Source organism: Halobacterium yunchengense, assembly GCF_037031165.1.
In the GTDB taxonomy this organism is placed as follows: domain Archaea; phylum Halobacteriota; class Halobacteria; order Halobacteriales; family Halobacteriaceae; genus Halobacterium; species Halobacterium yunchengense.
Window position 1 is genome coordinate 494,951 of sequence record NZ_JAYEZL010000003.1, and the last position, 18,640, is coordinate 513,590.

General features: G+C 54.5%; 10 protein-coding genes. 2 read left to right on the plus strand and 8 right to left on the minus strand.

Annotation, left to right across the window (positions count from 1 at the left end; genetic code table 11):
• Nucleotides 1–50 precede the first annotated feature (50 nt).
• Nucleotides 51–1,283, plus strand: a complete 1,233-nt coding sequence (locus U5911_RS11645; RefSeq protein WP_336034321.1) for a hypothetical protein — start codon at nt 51–53, stop codon at nt 1,281–1,283.
• An 8-nt stretch (nt 1,284–1,291) separates the two neighbouring features.
• Here U5911_RS11645 and U5911_RS11650 read toward each other — a convergent pair whose 3' ends face one another.
• From U5911_RS11650 to U5911_RS11675, 6 genes are all read right to left on the minus strand, one after another.
• Complete coding sequence (locus U5911_RS11650; protein ID WP_336034322.1) at nt 1,292–2,635, minus strand: restriction endonuclease; 1,344 nt, start codon at nt 2,633–2,635, stop codon at nt 1,292–1,294.
• A gap of 114 nt (nt 2,636–2,749) precedes the next feature.
• Nucleotides 2,750–3,478, minus strand: a complete 729-nt coding sequence (locus tag U5911_RS11655; RefSeq protein ID WP_336034323.1) for a hypothetical protein — start codon at nt 3,476–3,478, stop codon at nt 2,750–2,752.
• Nucleotides 3,479–3,736: 258 nt separating this feature from the next.
• Complete coding sequence (locus tag U5911_RS11660) at nt 3,737–4,690, minus strand: HNH endonuclease (RefSeq protein ID WP_418771515.1); 954 nt, start codon at nt 4,688–4,690, stop codon at nt 3,737–3,739.
• Between the two features lie 111 nt (nt 4,691–4,801).
• Nucleotides 4,802–5,044 (minus strand): DUF8139 family protein, encoded by a 243-nt coding sequence (locus U5911_RS11665; protein ID WP_336034325.1) that lies wholly within the window; start codon nt 5,042–5,044, stop codon nt 4,802–4,804.
• Nucleotides 5,045–5,147: 103 nt separating this feature from the next.
• Nucleotides 5,148–10,451, minus strand: coding sequence for a DEAD/DEAH box helicase (locus U5911_RS11670; RefSeq protein ID WP_336034326.1), 5,304 nt, complete (start codon nt 10,449–10,451; stop codon nt 5,148–5,150).
• Nucleotides 10,452–10,494: 43 nt separating this feature from the next.
• Nucleotides 10,495–11,058: a hypothetical protein gene (locus U5911_RS11675; protein WP_336034327.1), complete on the minus strand. Its 564-nt coding sequence runs from the start codon at nt 11,056–11,058 to the stop codon at nt 10,495–10,497.
• Nucleotides 11,059–11,195: 137 nt separating this feature from the next.
• On the opposite strand from U5911_RS11675, the gene U5911_RS11680 reads away from it, so the two are divergent.
• A complete protein-coding gene (locus U5911_RS11680; protein ID WP_336034329.1) occupies nt 11,196–11,501 on the plus strand; it encodes a hypothetical protein in 306 nt (101 codons plus the stop codon).
• Nucleotides 11,502–11,510: 9 nt separating this feature from the next.
• Here U5911_RS11680 and U5911_RS11685 read toward each other — a convergent pair whose 3' ends face one another.
• Together U5911_RS11685 and U5911_RS11690 are read right to left on the minus strand one after the other, a co-directional pair.
• Complete coding sequence (locus tag U5911_RS11685) at nt 11,511–15,572, minus strand: Eco57I restriction-modification methylase domain-containing protein (protein ID WP_336034331.1); 4,062 nt, start codon at nt 15,570–15,572, stop codon at nt 11,511–11,513.
• 2 nt (nt 15,573–15,574) lie between these two features.
• Nucleotides 15,575–18,451 (minus strand): helicase-related protein, encoded by a 2,877-nt coding sequence (locus U5911_RS11690; RefSeq protein WP_336034333.1) that lies wholly within the window; start codon nt 18,449–18,451, stop codon nt 15,575–15,577.
• Nucleotides 18,452–18,640: the final 189 nt, after the last annotated feature.

Sequence of the window (18,640 nt, forward strand, 5' to 3'; positions counted from 1 at the left end):
ATTCTCGGACAGCCCAGTTTAATGATGACCGGTTGAGAAGGGCTGTAGCAATGGCAGCTACTCTCACCGAGCCCACCGTTCTCGCTGCCGCGAAGGACACTCTCTACCCTGATCTCGATACGAGCCCAGACCATTACGCTGTCACGGAAACCCAGTTCACCAAGCCGACGTGGGGCGGCTGGGAGATCCCGGACGATCTGCGTCGTCGTCTCGCACCATACAACACGATTCGTCTTGCTGACGGAGAACCTGACCTCCTCGGTGTGGGGATGCCTGCTCTCGAAGTCCTGAATGCTGACGCCGCGACGACCCCTGTCGCCGTCATCGAAGCGAAAGGCCACAACACCGACCCGAGCGCAGCCAACGTCAAAACCGGAATCAACCAGGCGCACGGCCACCTCTCCGAAGTCAACATCGGGTACGTCGCCGCCCCCATCCAGAGCATCTCTGACCAGGCACGCGCTCTCGCCCGCGATCTCAACATCGGCGTCATCGGCGTCGAAAGCCCGCACGACGCAACGCTCGTTGAACCTGCCCGTATCACCGGCGTCGGTGACTTCTCAACCACTATCGACGCCATCCGATTTCAGGCCACGACGCACCGACTCACCGAAGGCAGCTTCCCGGTAAACCATCCGAAGAACTACCTCGGCTACGCACTCGCCCTCGCTGCAGATGGCGACACCGCTGACATCTACTCCGAACATGTGATCAACAGCGTGTCCGGTGGTCGCCGCGGAGCAATCCTTCTCGGTCTCGTCGACAATCAGCCCGGTGGAGAGACGCTCACCCATCTTGGTGCAGAAGTCGTCCGCTTCGCGCGTTCCCAACACGGGACCGTTGCTGCCGCACTCAACGAATTCGCCTCGTGGAAAGGACGGTCAACTCGATTCACGATGCTCGCTCCCCGCTGGGCGCAACTCGCCCGCTCAGTCGCCATCCAGTACGAGCCAACGCAGCTCATCATCGAAGCACTCGAACGCCTCCACCAACGCGGCATCAACCCCGCAACCATCGACGCCGTCGCCCGAGAAGCCTCCCGCATCAACCAACCCCTCACTGTCGAAGTGTTCTTCACCCAATCCCGGCGCGAAGACGTCCTCACAGCTGACGGCGAAATCAACGAATCAGTCCTTACGGATCCGACCGTGTACAAATCAGGGATTCACTTCCAGTTCAAATACCACCTCCGTCACATCGGACTCCTCACAGAAGGCGGAACAGACGACAAGGACGAGGTTCTATCGAACGAGTGGGCGCTAAATCAGGCAGTCGGGCTCTGACTGGCTCACTATTCGCCTGACTTACTCACCTCGGTGATGAGATTCCCGAACCGTCGGAGCAGGACTTCTGCATTCTCCTTGGTTGTTGTCGGCTGGTATTGCCCCTCTTTGTACTCTGCCAGTTGGATGCTTGGGTGAGCTAATAGGTTGAGTGACTGTTCAATGACGTGTTGCTCCGGAACGCGCTCCTCATTGTACATGCCTTTCAAAATCAAGCGGAGCCGGTTGGCGGTTCCTTCCTCTGGGTCTGCTCGTTGAAGCGCTTCCATCACGGCCAACAAGTCCTCAGTACCGCCAAGCCGAGTCCGGAGTTCATCATCGATCTGATCAAGCCGGTCATCTTGGAACGCCCCCGGTTCGGTGAGATACGTTGAGAGTGCTTCCGGCGGAATCCCATAGGCATCACGCCGTTCCAAGAGCGCCTGGAGGTGATCGGTCGCAAGGAGGACAATCCCTTGTCTGTCGGCATCTTCAATTGCTGCCGGAGTGAAGCCAGGCGCAACAACAATCGCTTGGTCAGCCGAGTGCCGCTCCTTATGCCCCTGGATTCGTGTCGCATCCGGCGAGGCCAACGTCCCACTGCTTCGCGCCTTCACCTCGATGACCGCGTGAATCGGAGCCGTGATTTCAACGTCCGTATCATCTCCCCCTTCAATCCAACGCGCTTCAAACCCCAACCGAGAGAACGCCTTGGCGACCAGTTCCTCCAACTCCTCATATTGGTCACCATCCCGACTCGCCGCAACAATACGCTCTCCCAGATCCAGTTCTTGTACCTCTTCAGATTCCTCCTGCGACGGCTCCTCATCGAACTCATGAACCCGGACACCGCTCCCTGTCAACTCATTAACCGCGGTTTCGACGGACTCATACGCATCCTCTATGTCGCGGATACGCGAATCAGACACACGACTGAATCCCTGCGGGATATAATTGTCTTGGTACCCCGCAAGTTCGTTGAACGACTCAACGTCCACATCAATCTCCTCCACCCCAGTCAAGAACACCAAATACCGCCACGGACTTTCAGGATCCCACGGATTCCCCTCCGTCCGCCAGAGATGCTCAGCCAGGTCAAGATCTTCACGTGTCCGCACAACCGTTGCCTGCGCGATGTACCTCCCATCCCGGTAGATTAACGCGATGTCCCCACCCTCCACGAACTGCCACTTCGAGTCAACTGATGTCCCCCACAGATGCACTTTCCCCGTCTCCGAATCAGTAACCGCGTCAACTTCGGCATCAGAAAGATACTCCTCAAACTCTGCCGGGTCATGCCCTTCCTTCACAGACTGCAAATAATCCTGATAGGCGTCCTCCCGTCCAGCTGTAATAATGGCAATCCCCGTCATTCGTGTGTAACAGAATCACTACTTGGCCAGGAGAAAAATCAAAGGGGTAGACACTCACCGAACCTTCCGTTCTCGCTTACACTGTCACCGAAACCCCAATTCACTAAACGAAGGTTAGTCTGTGAGCGTTACCTCCGCTGCGTAGTCCAAGTGCGGGGTCTGACGGTCGCGGTGTCTGGCGACCGCGTCGTATAACGCCTCTTTCGAGATGTCTCGGATGGTCGCTTCCACGTCATCACTCACGTCGTAGTTGACATAGTTCTCGATGAACTGCGTTGTTGCCCGCTCTGCCTCAATTGACAGAGCCTCCTCTTCGTGCGCGGTCCACGCGGTGTGGTCCATCCACCCGGCTATCCCTTCGTATAACCGTTCTCTCACGACGTGGTCTGCGCCGGTTTCCCACTCTGTCACGAGGAGTTCCGCGACATCCTCGGCGTGCCGAACAAGCGCGGTAAACGGTTCCACGGGCCGCCCGACCGCGTCGTGACTGTCAATGGCGGCAAGCGCTTCGTTACAGATCCGGTTTGCAACCTGGTCTTGGTCCAGTTCCACCACGTCCAACGCCAGCGTTTCACCGTGACTGTCCACCGCGATCCCGGTGTCGCCGCCAGGCTCTGCCCACGTTCGAATCGCCATCCATTCTTCCTCAGTCCTGATGAGATGGTGCGTCACGCCATTGTTATCGCACTCCCGGTTGTGCGCGCGAACGGTAACAGCACAACTCTCCAGAGGATCATCGTGCGTAAGTGCTTCTCTGGCTTTCTCTACTATCGTTTGGAACTGCTGGCGGTCATTCTCCTGCGCTGTGCAGTCGTCATCTTCAGTCGAGTGTTCTCGCGCCATTGGTATCACATGCTAGCCGCTGTTCGCACAGCGAGCATGCGACGTCCGATGACGCGCTGGCACCGCGCCGGCACAGTGCTAGGATACCAGGGTTTGAGGTATCGGTGGGTCTGCCAGAGATATTTACGCATCGTCCGGTGTACAGATGCAAGGGTGATCTCGGGCGTCGCGTAACCCGAATTATTACTGAGTCACGTATAAACACTCGCCCTCAGATAGGGCAAACAACAGCCCCGCTACTCCACCTGTACGCCTCACTCAGAGCCACGCAAGCGATGAATTGTGCTGCGTGACGTACTGCGGGTTCAGGCTCTCTTCTTGAATCGAGATTCGCTCCCCTTCGCGGTCAATAATCGTCCGCTGTAACACGTCACTCTCAGTCTCGAACTCAGGATTTACGCGCAGTCGGTAGTCCTGGTCAATCGTGAACAGCTCCCGGTCGAACGCCGCGTGATGCGTCTTACTGAGCGCCAGCACGTTCGAGAGATCGGCCCTGTACTCCGGGTAGTCACTCCACGACAGGACATGCGCCACGTCCAACAGGCCGGGATGATCCACCCCGGACACCGGGCACGTCCGGCCATGACGAGACAACACAGTCGCGCGGAACTCCGGATCGACCGACCGTGCGTGGGCAGTCGTTTCGTACGTCCCGGCCTGACTCCCAGCATCGCTCACCGATGGCGTCCAGTCAGAATCCGCCCACTCCTCCACCGCGCTCTCAACGAACTGTAGACCGTCATCCGTCAACGCGTACTCGTCGCCACGCTTCTCAACGAGTCCCATGCTCCGCAGCCAATTCACCCGCTGCTTCGCCATGTCCGTCTCGCCACGGCTCCACCCTAACTCCGGGTGGGTATCGAGTTGCTGCTCACTCACCTCCGCCATCGTCATCGGCCCAGCAACCAACGCATACAGAAGACTCCGAAGCCCGACGTTCCGATCACACATAATTCGAAGCAACGTCGCCACATCGCCCTGCTCAATGTACTCCCGACCAGCATCACCGAGTTCCCAGTGGTCATTCGTCTGATGGAGGAATCCGACCTGCTGTAGATAGCTCACCCGCCGAATAATCGAGTCCCGACTAGAAACATTCTGGAACGAACCACGGTGCCACCCGACAAGTTCGTCCGTCGTCGGCTGATGCGCTTCAACGAACTCAAGAATCGTATCCAACGTCTCAACATACCGAGTCCCACCACCAAACATCGGGACGATACTACGGAGCCGATCCGGAGGCATGAAGAAACAGTGACAGAGCCAGATGATGATCCTTTCCCCAGTAGATCTGTCCTGGAACTGGTCGAGAGCTGCCGAGGTCTATGCTTGTGAGGCGTCGTCGACTGGTGGTCGCAAGTCACGCCACCGGAAATCAACCGTCTCACCTGAATCAAATGCGACCCGGTAGAGCTGCGCATCCCGCTCGTCAGCAGTAACCGAATCCGCATCATCACTCAACACGGCAACGACCTGCCCGTGTTCGCCGTGATACTCCTGATGATCGGGATCCGTCTCATCAGGAATATCGATCCGGACGCGATCTCCCTCAGAGAAGCGCTGCATTATCGGATCAGACGACAGCGATGGTTATCAGCACTCGGTATTCAGTAGCATTCACGTCCATATTGAGGGAGTTTGATGAAACGCGTTCAACAGACCTAGCTGGTCAAATTGTTCTCAATACGTCCGCTACTTGTTCAATATCAGTAATAGGGACTACACGATATCCCATCTGTTTGAGTCGGGTCCGCTTTTGCTCGTCGTCTTCTTTGACGTAATCCTTCTCGTGGGCAGGCCCATCTACGAATACAGCGATAGATCTTCCTGACCGCTCGTAGAAGAAATCCGGCTTTGCGACTGGCTCATCTCCGTCATAGATGACTTTCTGGGCATCGTCGGGTAGCTCGAACCCTTGATCTCGGATGGTATGAAGCACTTCACGCTCAAAGCTGGATTCACAAGCCTCCAGTAGCTTATCGAAGTTCCCCTTGTCCTCACCACCACTTCCTCCGGGCAGTTCCGTCAGCGTCCCAGATTCCATATTCTCTAACCACGACTCAACGAGTGTTCTGTCAAGGAACTCGTGTTCTGGCTGATTGTAGAAAGACAGGAGGCATTCATAGCACGCTCGCTCACAACCATCGTCATCGGGATCTCCGTGAAGGACGGTCTGTGCCTCTCGAACTGCCTTTCTGAAGCGTGCCTCGTCCATCAGCGAGTGGAGCACACCTGCGCCACCCTCACTGGTTTCGTAGATTACGATGGTAACCTGTCCGTATTCCCCTGTTCCTGGTTTGACGAACGTGTCGATCTCCTCCTCGTCCAAATCGAACGCAACCAGAATGCCCTGATAGACGGTTTCCTTGAGGGTTCGATAGAATTCCTCAGTCTGTTCTGGCTCCAGATCGCTGGGGAGTGGCGTAGTCAGTGTCACCGTGTCGTGTTGCCCCTCAGAGAACAACTCGATTTCACGCTTGATCGCCTCCTCTGACGCATTAGCGTAGCAGTCCGGATCGTCTTCGTCGACGTGACTCTCGATTTGGTCCTCGCTCGTCAGCCAGCGGTTACACTCCATACAGAGGGCGAATCCGTTGAGGTCGTCTTCGTCAGCATCTCGAAGCCCGCTATTGACTAAGACAATATTCGCACTCCCTTCGTATGTCACTCGGGCCTCGATCCCGTTTCCTTCTAAGTCGTATGCTTGGGGGTCGGACCGTTCGTAGTAGCTGTTGATGTCGTAGCCCTGTCGACGGCGTTCCTCCTCGTCGCTGGTGATGTACTCTTCCGGTCGAGCGTGTTGGTTCGGGAGCTCCATCGCATTCGGATTCGGATGGGTCCCATCGAAGGAGGTCTCACAGGAGGGACACGCTGCGGCCTCCTGAGCATCCTCTCCCATCAGGATGGTTTCGCACTCCGGACAGACACGGAGATGTCGAGTGACTGGCTCCGAATCTTTCGTCCGAGGCCGAGCATACCGAACAGCAAACCGCTCTCCAGCGTAGTAAACGTGGTTTCCAGGTGCGAATTCGCTGATAGCCCTTGTCTGATCTCGCTGAATGTCGTCCTCTCGGGAAGTGAACGTTAGCGTCGTACTCTGTCTGGGGAATCCGTAGTTCGGCAAGAATCCCTGTGAGCGGAGGTACTGATACGTGTAGAAGCGTTTCTTCCCCGAACGCATATCCTCTAGGCGGTCCTCGATGGCGTTGCGCTCGATCCGATCCTGATACGATCCTCCTTCTGTGGCGAGGAGTTGGTTCAACCGCCGCAGTTCACGGCTCAGTCGGGTGTACTCACGCCGCCATGGATCGAATGCCGCATCGAGATTCTCGACGAAGTTGTCCACCTGGCGCTCGATGAAGGCATCAGTGAACCACTCCCCGACGGTATCCTGTTCACGCTCACGGGCGAACGCTTGCTTCACCGCTTGAATAATCTTCTGTCGGTTGTTCTTGACGGCATTCTCCAGATCTGCCCGATAATCGGGCATAATCTCGTAGTCGCTTCCCTCCTCGATGACCAGCATCTGGCGGGGCTTGCTCTGGAACTTCAGTTCGATCTGTTCGAGAACGAGGGCGTTGATGTGCGCCTCAACCAAATCCTGATTGTTGAGCAGGAACGTTGGCGGACTGATCTCCCCAGCGATAATCCGTTCCGGATTTCGGTAGAAGTACTGGTCGTGGGAGCCACGTCCGAACCCACGGCCACAGAACGTCGTGACGAGTGACGGTTGGTTTTGTCGCCCGGCTCGCCCGGAACGTTGGGCGTAGTTACTCGGGTTCGGCGGGACGTTTCGCATATAGACGTTCGAGAGGTCACCGATGTCGATCCCGAGTTCCATTGTCGGCGTCGAGACGATGGTGTTTACCTTCTCGCCTTCTCGGAAGTCCGACTCCAGCTGCTTCCGCTTCTCGTTCTCAACCTGACCGCTGTGTTCGCCGGCGATGATGTCGACGGCGTCGTCGAACGATTCGGTATAGAGATCGTAAAAGTAGGACGATTCGAGATCCGTCTCCTCGGGCGTAATCGAGTCGCAACTGTAGTTCAGACAGACGTCGAGTTCATCCCGAGTCGTCGGTGTTCCACACTTCGGGCAGACTCGCACGTCCTCAGGATCGGCCTGCGTGACCCGAATCGCACTGTGGTTGAGCATATACACCTTCCCGGTGTACTTCAGCGACTCCTGCGTCAACAGTTTGAGTACCTCGTCGTCGCTGATGAGGTCGATGACGCTGTTGATGATCGCTTTCGCAGTATCGGTGTCGACGTCTAACGCACGGGCTGTCCAACGGACGTGTCGAGAACGGGGGTGTGTGAGTCGACGGACACGGTGTCTCCCACTGGTACTTGCCGTATCGCTGTATCCGACTGGGAAGTTGAAGAACTCCTGTCCGTGGAAATGGACCTCTTCGTCGAGTTGGTTGATGACGTTCCGCTTGAAGTCGGCGAAGTTCGTGGTGCTTTCGTGGTCTATCGCAATGCTCCGGCGGAAGATGTCTAAGAATCCGTGGACGTATTCCTCCCGCACCGTCGGATTTGCATTCGAAAGCACGGGGATCGAGTCCCAAACGTCGTCGACGTCCGCCAGCTTGTCGAGGTTCTCGTATTCGACGTCGATCAACCCGACGTCTTCGAGACTCTGCTGGGTGCGTTGCTGTTCACGACCGAGTTCGAGAATGACGTTGAACAGCAGGTAGTCGCTGTAGTTCTGACGGTCCTCTGCCGACGGCCCGAACATTCCCGTGTCGATGGCTGGCGGAAGGGCTTCCTCGTCATCAAGGAGGTCGAAGACGTCGTTCCCGAGCGTGGTGAGGCTAACGTCGTCGCCCTCTGCGAGAGTATGGTACAGCGAGCGTCTGAATCGAACCCGCTGGTAGAGGTTGTTGAGGTGAGCCGCTTGTAGCGCAGTGTCCTGTCGATTGTCGGAGAAGGCGATAGTCTTCTGCTGGTCGTCGGGGAGATTCCGCATCGTGTTTCCGATAAGAACGTCCGTCGCCGTCGAACGACCGACCGTCCCGAACGTGAACAGCTTGTTGAACTCGTTCTTGACCCGACGAGTGTAGTGAACCCCGCAGTTCGGGCAGAACAGGAACGGCTGGTTGACTCGCATCACCTCGACGCCCTGTGCAGCGAAGCATCCGCATTCGAGCTGCCCCTGTTCCACTCGTCCGGGGGTAAGCTGGTCGCATTCCGGGCAGTAGGTAGCTGGTCGGGGTTCGGCCTCAACGTAGGTGTCTCGAAGCTGGCCGTTCTCATTTAGCCACTCATCGGGGAGGGGAGCGGTTTCTCGGTCCCAATCGCCCCGCATCAGGTACGCCTCTTCTTCGTCCTCTTCGGTGTCTACGAAGGTACTCAGCGCACCCTGTGTGACGGTGTTCTCTTGATCGACGACCGTGGTGTAGTACTCCTGACCGCATCCCCGACAGAACGAGAGCGGGTAGGCAGTCCGGGTACGGTCGTGTTCTTGGGCGCACGTACGACACTCGATGTCGCCGGCGTCACTCAGGTGGGGATCGTCGTCCTCAAAGGATTCCTCGGTGAGACAGGAGACGAGACCACTCCCTTGACTGAAGAAGGTGTGGAGCTTCGGGATGAAGATCGGTTGTTCCTCGCCCTGTATCTCGGTCGTTCCAACCGTTCCGACGAGCAGAGCGGCCTGAAGTTCTTGCTCGATGTCGTACCGAGATGCATCGGGTCGGTACTGTTCCTGATAGCTACTGACGAGATCCTTCCCGTCTTCGCTTTCGTCGTCCTCGCCGGCGAAGATCTGCTGGCTCTGGGTGCTGAGCTCTTCGTCGAGGAACTTGATCGTGGGATGATTCTCCAGTGTGTTTCCGAGTGCTGACGCATCGGTCGTTTCCGCCGGCATTAGATCCCGGTCGAGGAGCTTCTCGGTGAGGTCCTGTGCGGCTTCGAGACTCCCATCGAAGGTTGCGATATCGCCCTCGGTGACTTCAATATCGTTGGGGAGTGGTTCGTCGTCAGAGAGGGGCAGCGGATAGTGGGACTCCCGAACGACGTTGTCGGCGTCGACTTCCTCGCCGAAGATCTTCCCTGTAAACTCGGCGATCTCGTCATTGGCGTCGATTCCCTCGTCACTCTGGACCGTCGCAGAGGTACCGACACAGACGAGTTCCTCTCCGGCGTCGGTGTTCTGCTTCAGCCGGCGGACGAGTGCGGCGACGTCGGCTCCCTGATGGCCGGTGTAGGTGTGGATCTCGTCGAGAACCAGATACTGCAAGGCTCCTTCGTGCATCTCTGGGAAGAGCTTCTTGTCGTCATGCCTGGTAAGGATGAGGTCGAGCATGACGTAGTTCGTCATCAGGATGTCCGGCGGGTCGTTCTGCATTTCTTCCCGAGAGACAACTTCGGAGTCGAACGCCTCCTCACGGCCGAACTGCCGGAGGAACTCAGGTGCTTCGTCAGGGTTGTGAGGCGTGTCCCCTGTGTAGAGCCCCAGTCGGAGCCCCGTCCCTTCGAGCCGCTCCGCGAAGTCCTCGTACTGGGAGTTCGCCAGAGCGTTCATCGGATAGATGATGACCGCCTTGATCCCGTCCTCATCCCGCTCCTTGGCTTCGAGACAATGGCTGACGATGGGGATCCCGAAAGCGAAGCTCTTCCCCGATCCCGTTCCCGTGGAAACGATGGTGTTGTTCCCGGACTGGATAGACTGAATCGCCTCTGTCTGATGTTTGTACGGCTCGATGGGATCGCCGCCAGCACCGGTGAACACGTCCAGAATACCCTCGTGGAGCTTATCGTCTGCAACAAACTCTTCGAGGGTATCGCCGTACTGGAAGCGCTGATTCAGTTGGACGAACGGTTCCTTCCACAGTACCTTTCCCGTCTCGATGCGATTCTCAATCCAGGCGTTGATCGTCTCGTCGTCGACGTTCTGGAATGTCTCGACGTAGGAGCGATAAGATGATTGGACGTTATCGAGGGCGTCGAAAGGATTGAGACGAGTGGCCATTACATTGTCAGATGGCCAAGTGCGACAAAATGCTTGTGCTGAGTTAGTCTAGAATGCCCCATTCAGATAATTCGCTAATTAAATCCCGGAATAGTTGTTCTGCGCCATCAATAGTTGATGTGCCTGTAATCACAACTTTTCCACTAGCAAATATAAGGTATACTGCTTGGGAATTGATTGCTCGATAAATTAATCCAGGAAATTGTTCCGGCTCATATTCTATCTGTTCAAGGCCGGCTTCAATAGCAATACGTTCAAGATTGAGGTTTTGCTTTATTTCTCCAACACAAACTAAATTTTTGACTTCTAAAGTAGGACTTTCCCGTATAACGGGACTCATACTATCTATGATTCTCTCAGAGATCTCATTCAATTTTTGAATTGAATTACAACCCACTATTGCACAAGTTCCAGAACGATAGAACGCCACATATTTTGACTCATTATCTATTTTGAACCTGGTTTGAAGCCAGTGGTTCTCTGCTGGTGAATAATTTACTTCAGATACCGTATCTGTGGACTCCAATAAGTCGGCAACAGCTTTTAGATCGAGCTCTCGATGAAAATCGAGAACACCCACAATATTGGCTATAGTAACTTCGGTCACACTTGTTGCTCTTCAGTAAAAGAACGGTCGGGATAATTGTATTGTTAATCTCGGCAGACGGAGAATATAGCTGAGATGAATAGTGATGGTTCAATAGGTGGCTAACTCTTTTACTTTATAAACAAGAACTCAGACTAATGTCTGGGAACAGTTATTCAGTGGAAAATGGTCATCCTGCCCTTGGCAAATTAGAAGACGGGACCAAACTACGGCATAAATATAGACGAGGAGATCAAGCGGGCGAGATGATTAAAGCAACAGTTCGGGAGGGGCACGTCGTGTACCAAAATGAAAAATACTCCCCGACAGGAGCCGCTCGCCAAGCCAATCTGGATGCTACTGGGAAAGAATACGAGGTTAATGGATGGCGGTGGTGGGATTATTATAATGAGGAAGACGATGAGTGGAAACAACTGAAGACCTTACGTGGGAACGAAGAATAGATACACCACTTATTCCCTCAACTTAATATCATCATATGTATTGAGGCAATCTTTCTTTTGTTTATAATCTCCATGGAGACTTACTTGCTGTTTCTTTAATATATCGAAGGAATCTAATACAAATTCAAAGTCTGATCTGTTCAGTCCGTATAGCTTTGCTATTACCGCATCAATTTCGGCTCTCAATTGTTCTCTTTCTTGAGTGTCCCACTCATAAGGGCCAGAACTTATGTCGAGATCTTCCCCAAGAGGATCCAGAGAATGAGAAGTCCACATCAACTTTAAACCTCTCTTATACAGAAATTCTTTCAGTGAAACTGATCTCCCCTCATATTCAACTTCGAACTTGTTGAGGTATGTCGGCTCAGGCATGGGAAGTTGTTTTAAAATGTAGAGATTTATGGAAGCACCACTCAGAGATTGTCTAAGAGCAAAATCAAAGGTGAAAGACGTGAATAAAGTTGTGAAACACACCGCTTCCTCAGCATCGACCCAGTCTTCAAACGTTAGGAATGGGGCTTTGTTGCTGAAAGGGTAAAACGGAGTAATAGTTCCCATAGCAGTACGTCGATCACTAGTGACTCTCGCAACATCTCGAAATGCGAAAACCCACTCTTGATCCCATTCTAAATTCTCGATATCTTCTCTGAAATCGTCTTCTGCCACCCAATATCGAGGGATTATTTCGTAGTCTACATCCTTCTTCTGTTGGTCTGTGAGATCCCTAGTGCTTGCTCGCCTTTTGAATCGGTCTTCTTTTGGGATCCCCTCGAAAGTACCGTATCTGTGGTCAAACTGGTGTATATACTTCGCTTCATAGAGAGGAAGATACGTCTCAGAACCTTTTTTGAATATTCCGTCTTTACCCAATGAGAACCCATCATCCTCAAGTGATTCTTTTGTGTTTTCATCGAACACATCAGAGTCATTCGTCATGTGATATAGCGTGTGGTAAGTTATTCCCCAAGGATTCGTGTTTTCGACGTCATTAATTAGGACAGGGAATTTATTGTAAATAGACACGGCAATATCCCTTACTCTCTGATTTTCAAAAGTTGGGGCTCCTTTCGTATTCGGATTAATCTTTGCCAGCTGATCAGCTGTCAATGTGTATCTTCGCTCCTCATCCCTCAACATCTCTATATTTGTGTTATAAAATGATAACGAGAAATTGTCTATATTGATCTGAGAACCACATGTCGTTAATAAACAGAACCGTTCATTTGGATGAACATCTGGGAAGAGACCTTCACTATTTACAAAGCTGAACAGGGACACTATGGAATTGCTGTCAACAAGATCAGCAAATAAATCTTGAGTGCCGAAATCAGTAGCAATACCTGTTTTAACAACCATCCCCATTTGACCTTTTGGTGCAGTCAACTCCTTGTGTCCTAATTCAGCGAATATTGGGTATGTGTTTATCTCACCCCTGCCAGATAAGGGAAAACGACCCGATTCTCGTATAAACTTCGATGTTTGAGCCGCTCTCTTGGATGCAAGTTTCCAAGAATCATAGATCTCTTTATTAGAGTTCGATAATTCTTCAATTAGTTGTGTTCGTTTACGTTTCGACTCTTTCTCTGCTATTTCATTTACTCTGCCTGCGAACCATTCGCGTTCTTCCACTTTCACCTTATCCCAAGGAGGATTACCGAGGATACAATCAAACCCCGGTGAAATACCTCCAAATATCTCCGGGAATTCTAGCTCCCAGTGGAAGAACAGTTGTTGTTCTGCAATCTTCGTAGCTCGCTCTATCAGATCCTGGAGTGCGTCATCATCTGGATTCGGATTCCGGCGAACCTTTTCGATGGTGGATGGAGACGGATATTCTTTCGTAGAGCCATCCATTGGCCAGTAAAACGCTGCTGTCCAGATATCGTATGCTAGCTTCTCTTGCTGGTACGCTTCTGTCTGTTGCAGTTCGTTGTACAGCTCTCTCTTCTTCTCAATATCTTCAGTATCTTCCTCTTCAATCTCATCAAGTCGTTCAGCAATATCCACGTACTCCTCTTTACCCGCTCCCCATTGTTGTAGCGACGACTCGGAAGAACCCTTAGACCGCTCTTTGTTTTCGCTCCTGACTCGCTTTCGGATCTCGTTCCCGAGATGCCAGTCACGTCCTCCGGAGGTTTCGTAGGCGTCTATGGGGAACTCGCCTTCGACAAGCTCCGAGTTGGCTCCAATTAGGGAGTTCCCGCATTTGATGTGATGGTCAAGGAAGTTCAGCGGTTTGTCCTCCACAGCGGAGTTGATCCACAGACTGACCTTGGCCAGTTCGACGGCCATCGGATTGAGGTCGACAGCATAGATGCAATGTTGAAGGACGTCTCGACGGGCCTCTCGAATCTGCTCTTCAGGCGGATAGTCGCTGTCAGACCGAATGCGAGCGAGGCGCTGTGCGAGGAAGTTGTTTGCAGCAATCAGGAACGCCCCACTTCCGCTTGCTGGGTCACAGACCGAGATATCGAGGAGAGCATCTTCTTTTTCGTCAGTTGTGGCAGCATCTTCGAGGCGGTCCTCTACGACGGGCTTGAGCGAACTCTGAACGAGTTCTTGTACCAGTCCGGGATCGGTGTAGTAGCTCCCGGTCTCCTTTCGCTCCGTACCTCGATCATCAAGATAGAATTCACCGTGAGAGACCGTTCGGTCTTCTAGCTCGACAACCTCGGTTGCAAGCTTCGGTGTGAATTCGAGAAGGCTCTCGTAGACGGAACCGATCTCCTCAACGCCGAGGTCGGCGTACGAGATGCGCTGGCGAGTTCCTTCGTGTTCGATGAGCGTTAGATCCTCTATTGCGTCCAAGAGGTCGTCGTTGTAGCACTCGCTTTCTGACACCCATTCGAGCCGATCCGAGTCGAAGAGCATCCCGTTGTAACAAGGGACACCCAGTTCATCATCGCCCTTCTCGACGAGACGAAATGTGGACTGCAATCCGTGCCACAGGTCGCTGTTCCGGTCACTACTGTTCGTGCGTGTTTCCGCCTTCTCACGGAGGTTTGTGATGCTGTACTCGTCGGTGTACAGACTATCACGGGAAGCCATCATTCCCCGCTGCTCCGCATACATCAGGAAGAGCAGGCGATACACCAAGAGCAGAACCTCCTGATAGTACTCCTTGGCCTCTTCTTCTCCACCTTCTTCGAGGTATTCTCGAATCTCCTGATTGAGTAGCCCCGTTCCCAGCGTCTCGATGGCGCTTACGACGTTGGACTGGAGGTCTTTGCCAACCTTGACCCCAGTAGACAGAGCGACCTGATACAGCTGCTCCAGCGGAGTCTCGATGTCATCGTCTTCATCGTCGGCGACGACCGGCTCGATGAACCGTGTAGCGTGGCAGAGCCGGTAGAGTGCCCGGAAGTCCCCATAGTTCCGGCTCGTGAACATATTCTCCAGATCGAACTCCACGTACCCACGGGTATACGTGTGATAGAAGTCACGAAGAATCCGGAGCGTCAGTCCGTTTGTTACGACTGCCCAGTCGTGTTCGTCGCTGGCGTTCAGGAACTCCTGGAGTGTGTCGTGGGGACTCTTGGCACCACGGGGAGCATCCTCCGGTTTCTCGTCCAGCTTCTGTTCTGGTTCGACGGTATGGATAATCGGAGCCGTCCGCCCCTCCATCTCACCGTAGCTTTCGATCTCGCCGTCGGGCCACCCCTTGTGTGAGAGGTTCGCCTCGATGCCGCCCGCTTCGAGATTCTCCCGCTGGAAGACCGGCTCGAACCCGAGATTCTGGAACAACTTGAGGATCCACTTCGTACGAGCGTCCGAGACGTCCATATGGAACAGCGTCTCGTCCATCGTGAGCTCGTCCCACCGCTCTCGAAGCGTGTCCCACGTATCCCCGATCTCCGCTTCGACGTCGGCCTCTTCGGGCGGCTCTGTGTTCGGTAACGCAAAGGTCTCCGGTCGGACGGCGGACTCCCCGCAATGACGCTGGCGGAGCTTGCTCACCAGTTCGTCCGTGAGCAAACCGCCGCTGGTGTTGATGAACGTCGTCGATCCGGTTCGTGGCGTACTGGAACTCGATTCGGCTTCGGCGTCGGTAGAGGGTGTATCGATACTCATCGTTAGTTGCTCCCGTAGTAGACGGTGACAGTCAGCAGATCTTTGCTCGCAATCTCGACGTCGTCAATCCCGGACAGCCAGCTTCCACTTCCGGACTTCTCAAGCTCCGCTCGCATCTCAGTCCGCTGTTCGACGATCTTGTCCCGCCGCTGTTCTGCTCGCCGTTGTAGCGTCTGCTCGAACGCCTCGTGTCCGAGTGCTGCTTCGAGATCGTCTTCCTTCTCCATCTGTGTCAGCTGAACCGGTTTGGCTTCGCTTTCCTCCAGCGCCTCGACGATGTCCTGATCGAGGGGCTCGTCCCTGTAGATCGGCAACCCGACCTGCACCAACTCCTCCATAATCGTTGGGTCAGGCTCGGTGTCCGCCACGTACCGAACCAGTGCTGTATACACTGCCGTCGGCTCACTCACCTCATCGGTTCCCCGTATGGCAGTTCGCCCATAGCGATCCTCGTCGGTCAACGCAGTTTCTTTGACGGCTTCGATGAGCCGCTGTACGAGCGGATGGGCGATGTCGAGCATCACCGTGTCCGAGGACTGGGACGCCTCGTTCGGATCGAACGTCACGTCCTCGTACTCTCGGTCGATATCCGGTCCTTGAAGCCGGTCAGCGGTGATCTTGATGTCGAGGTGGCCTTGGACGTTCATCTCGTACGAGCAGCTGAACAAGTCCAAAGCGCTCTTCACGAACTGTTCCAGGGTTCCCTGACCGCCGATCCGCTGGTGCGTCTCTTCTTGGCGCTTCTGAACCTCTTGCAGTCCGACTTCGGTGTGTCCGTAGAAGGACTCGGACTTAATCCGGTCGAGTGTCTCGTCGTCGAAGACGCTTGCACTCTCACGCTCTGCTGGTGCGGAACCGCCTCCGAACTCTTCGAGTGTCGCCTGTGGAACGCCGGCGTCGATCCCCTCGTCTTTGAGGAGTTCGAGGATACCCTCGTCGTCACCGAAGTACGGCGGTGAGAAGCCGTACTCCTGCCTGATGTTGTTCGCTTTCTGGACGAGCTTTTCGAGGATGGCGACGTCCATCTGGTCCTCGACCACCATCGTCCGGATGACGACCTCGTCGTTCTTTTGACCATACCGGTCGATTCGGCCGTTCCGTTGCTCCAGACGATTGGGGTTCCACGGCAGCTCGTAGTGGATGATCTGGTTCGCCGCGTGCTGGAGGTTCATGCCCTCCGATATCACGTCGGTGGCGATGAGAACGCCCCGTGTAGAGTCCTCAAACTCTTTGAACCGTTCCTTCCGCTGGGCTTCGTTCAGCGATCCGTGAAGCGTGAAGACCTCTGTTTCGTCGCTCTGCGAGTCCTTGATCTGCTCTTCGAGGTACTCCAGCGTGTCCACGTACTTCGTGAAGATGATGACACGGGGGTACTGGAACCGATTGGGAAGTGTCTCGTCGAGAAGCCGCTGAAGCTTTGCGTCACGGGTTTTGGTGACTCGCTCCGCCTTCTCTGCGACGTCTTCGAGAACGTCCAGCTCCTGTTCGATGGCGGCTTTGTCACCCGTGACGACTCGCTCGACTCGTTCCCCGACCTCCTCCTCGCTGTACTCTTCACCGGGGTCGTCGTCGAGTGCATTTGCCTGTGCCATCGACTCAGAGATCCCGGCTGTTTCCTCGATTACAGTCTGGGTGTCTTCCTCGTCAAGATCCTCCAACCGACCTTCGAGTTTGTCCTGGCGGTTCTTCAGAGATCGTCGGAGGGCTTCGGGACTGCTCAGCGCTCGCTTGAGGAAGTGAATAACGGACCAGCGTGCCAGTGTCTGGCTCTTGGAACTGGAACGCTGTGCGGAGGACATCAGCAGTTCACCGTACTCCCGAACGGCGTCGTACGTCTCCTTCTCGTACTCCGTGGGTGTGACCCGAACCTCGTCTTGGTCACGCTCCGGGAAGGGACTCTTCCCCTCGCTATCGGAGAACCACTGCTTGACGTCATCTCGCCGGCGTTGAACCACGTGCTTTCGGGCAACGTCTCGATGAATAGTGGGATCGTGTCGAGGCCCGGAGACAGCGTCGACGTCGAGCATCCGGATCAGACTGGCGAACGAATCCGTGTACCCGTTGTGAGGCGTAGCCGTCAGGAGGAGACAGTGTTCGGCGTGGTCGGTGATCTCGGTCGCAAAGTCCCAGCGCTGCATATCGACCGTTTCGTTCGCCCCGGATTCGTGGGGCTTCGCCGCTTGGTGCGCCTCGTCAATGATGACGAGGTCCCAATCTTGATCGAGAATCTCGTGCCGGACGCTATTCTGCTTCGCATAGTCGATGCTGACGATGAGCTTCGAGAAGTGTTCCCACGGACTGGTTCCTGGCGGGATCTCCTTTTCCATCGCCTTTCGGTGGCGTCGACTGATGATGTCCGCATCGATGTGGAAGAAGTAATTGAACGCCTCACGCCATTGTTCCCGAAGATTCGCAGGCGTGATGATGAGGATTCGATCCGCCTTGTTGCGAGCCATGAGCTCGCTGGTAATGAGCCCTGCCTCAATGGTTTTCCCGAGACCGACGTCGTCCGCCAGTAGCATCCGAACACGAGGCATATCGAGTGCCATCACCACTGGAGTGAGCTGGTACTCGGTCGGGATTACCCTTGAACGCTGAAGGCTCACAAGCGGGGCTGTCCCGTGGAGCATCGAAAGGCGGTACGCTCGATTCAGTAGGCGTTGAAACTCGGGATTGCCGAGCTTCTCTGAGTCCGGGGGTTCTAAGCTCCCCTCTCTGATGTTCTCGACAGGGGTATAGAACCGGTGCCTGTCAGCTGTATTCCCGTCTAGAGGGGTTGCCGTGACCACGTTTCCATCAACGGCGTCAACCCTCCAGAGTCTATTGCGGTTTTCTACGACGGTTCCAGGTTGGATATTCGAAGGGAGTTTTGAACTCATTTGTTAGAGGTTAGTATGGTCTCGCGTTAGCTGCTGAAGATGCTTGTTACCTGCAAAGAGAACGCACTTATCTCTACCGGGGACATTTCGCTGTTCGGTGATTATGTGAACTATTCGTCCCGTTCCCAGAGAAGAGAATTTCCGACCTTTCGGCTTCGGATTTCTCCTTCGTCTTCGAGCGTTTTCAAT

What these genes read in the sequence shown, in the direction of transcription:
- U5911_RS11645 (WP_336034321.1), top strand. Translation starts at nt 51, where the DNA reads ATGGCAGCTACTCTCACCGAGCCCACCGTTCTCGCTGCCGCGAAGGAC.
- U5911_RS11650 (WP_336034322.1), bottom strand. Translation starts at nt 2,635, where the DNA reads ATGACGGGGATTGCCATTATTACAGCTGGACGGGAGGACGCCTATCAG.
- U5911_RS11655 (WP_336034323.1), bottom strand. Translation starts at nt 3,478, where the DNA reads ATGGCGCGAGAACACTCGACTGAAGATGACGACTGCACAGCGCAGGAG.
- U5911_RS11660 (WP_418771515.1), bottom strand. Translation starts at nt 4,690, where the DNA reads ATGTTTGGTGGTGGGACTCGGTATGTTGAGACGTTGGATACGATTCTT.
- U5911_RS11665 (WP_336034325.1), bottom strand. Translation starts at nt 5,044, where the DNA reads ATGCAGCGCTTCTCTGAGGGAGATCGCGTCCGGATCGATATTCCTGAT.
- U5911_RS11670 (WP_336034326.1), bottom strand. Translation starts at nt 10,451, where the DNA reads ATGGCCACTCGTCTCAATCCTTTCGACGCCCTCGATAACGTCCAATCA.
- U5911_RS11680 (WP_336034329.1), top strand. Translation starts at nt 11,196, where the DNA reads ATGTCTGGGAACAGTTATTCAGTGGAAAATGGTCATCCTGCCCTTGGC.
- U5911_RS11685 (WP_336034331.1), bottom strand. Translation starts at nt 15,572, where the DNA reads ATGAGTATCGATACACCCTCTACCGACGCCGAAGCCGAATCGAGTTCC.
- U5911_RS11690 (WP_336034333.1), bottom strand. Translation starts at nt 18,451, where the DNA reads ATGAGTTCAAAACTCCCTTCGAATATCCAACCTGGAACCGTCGTAGAA.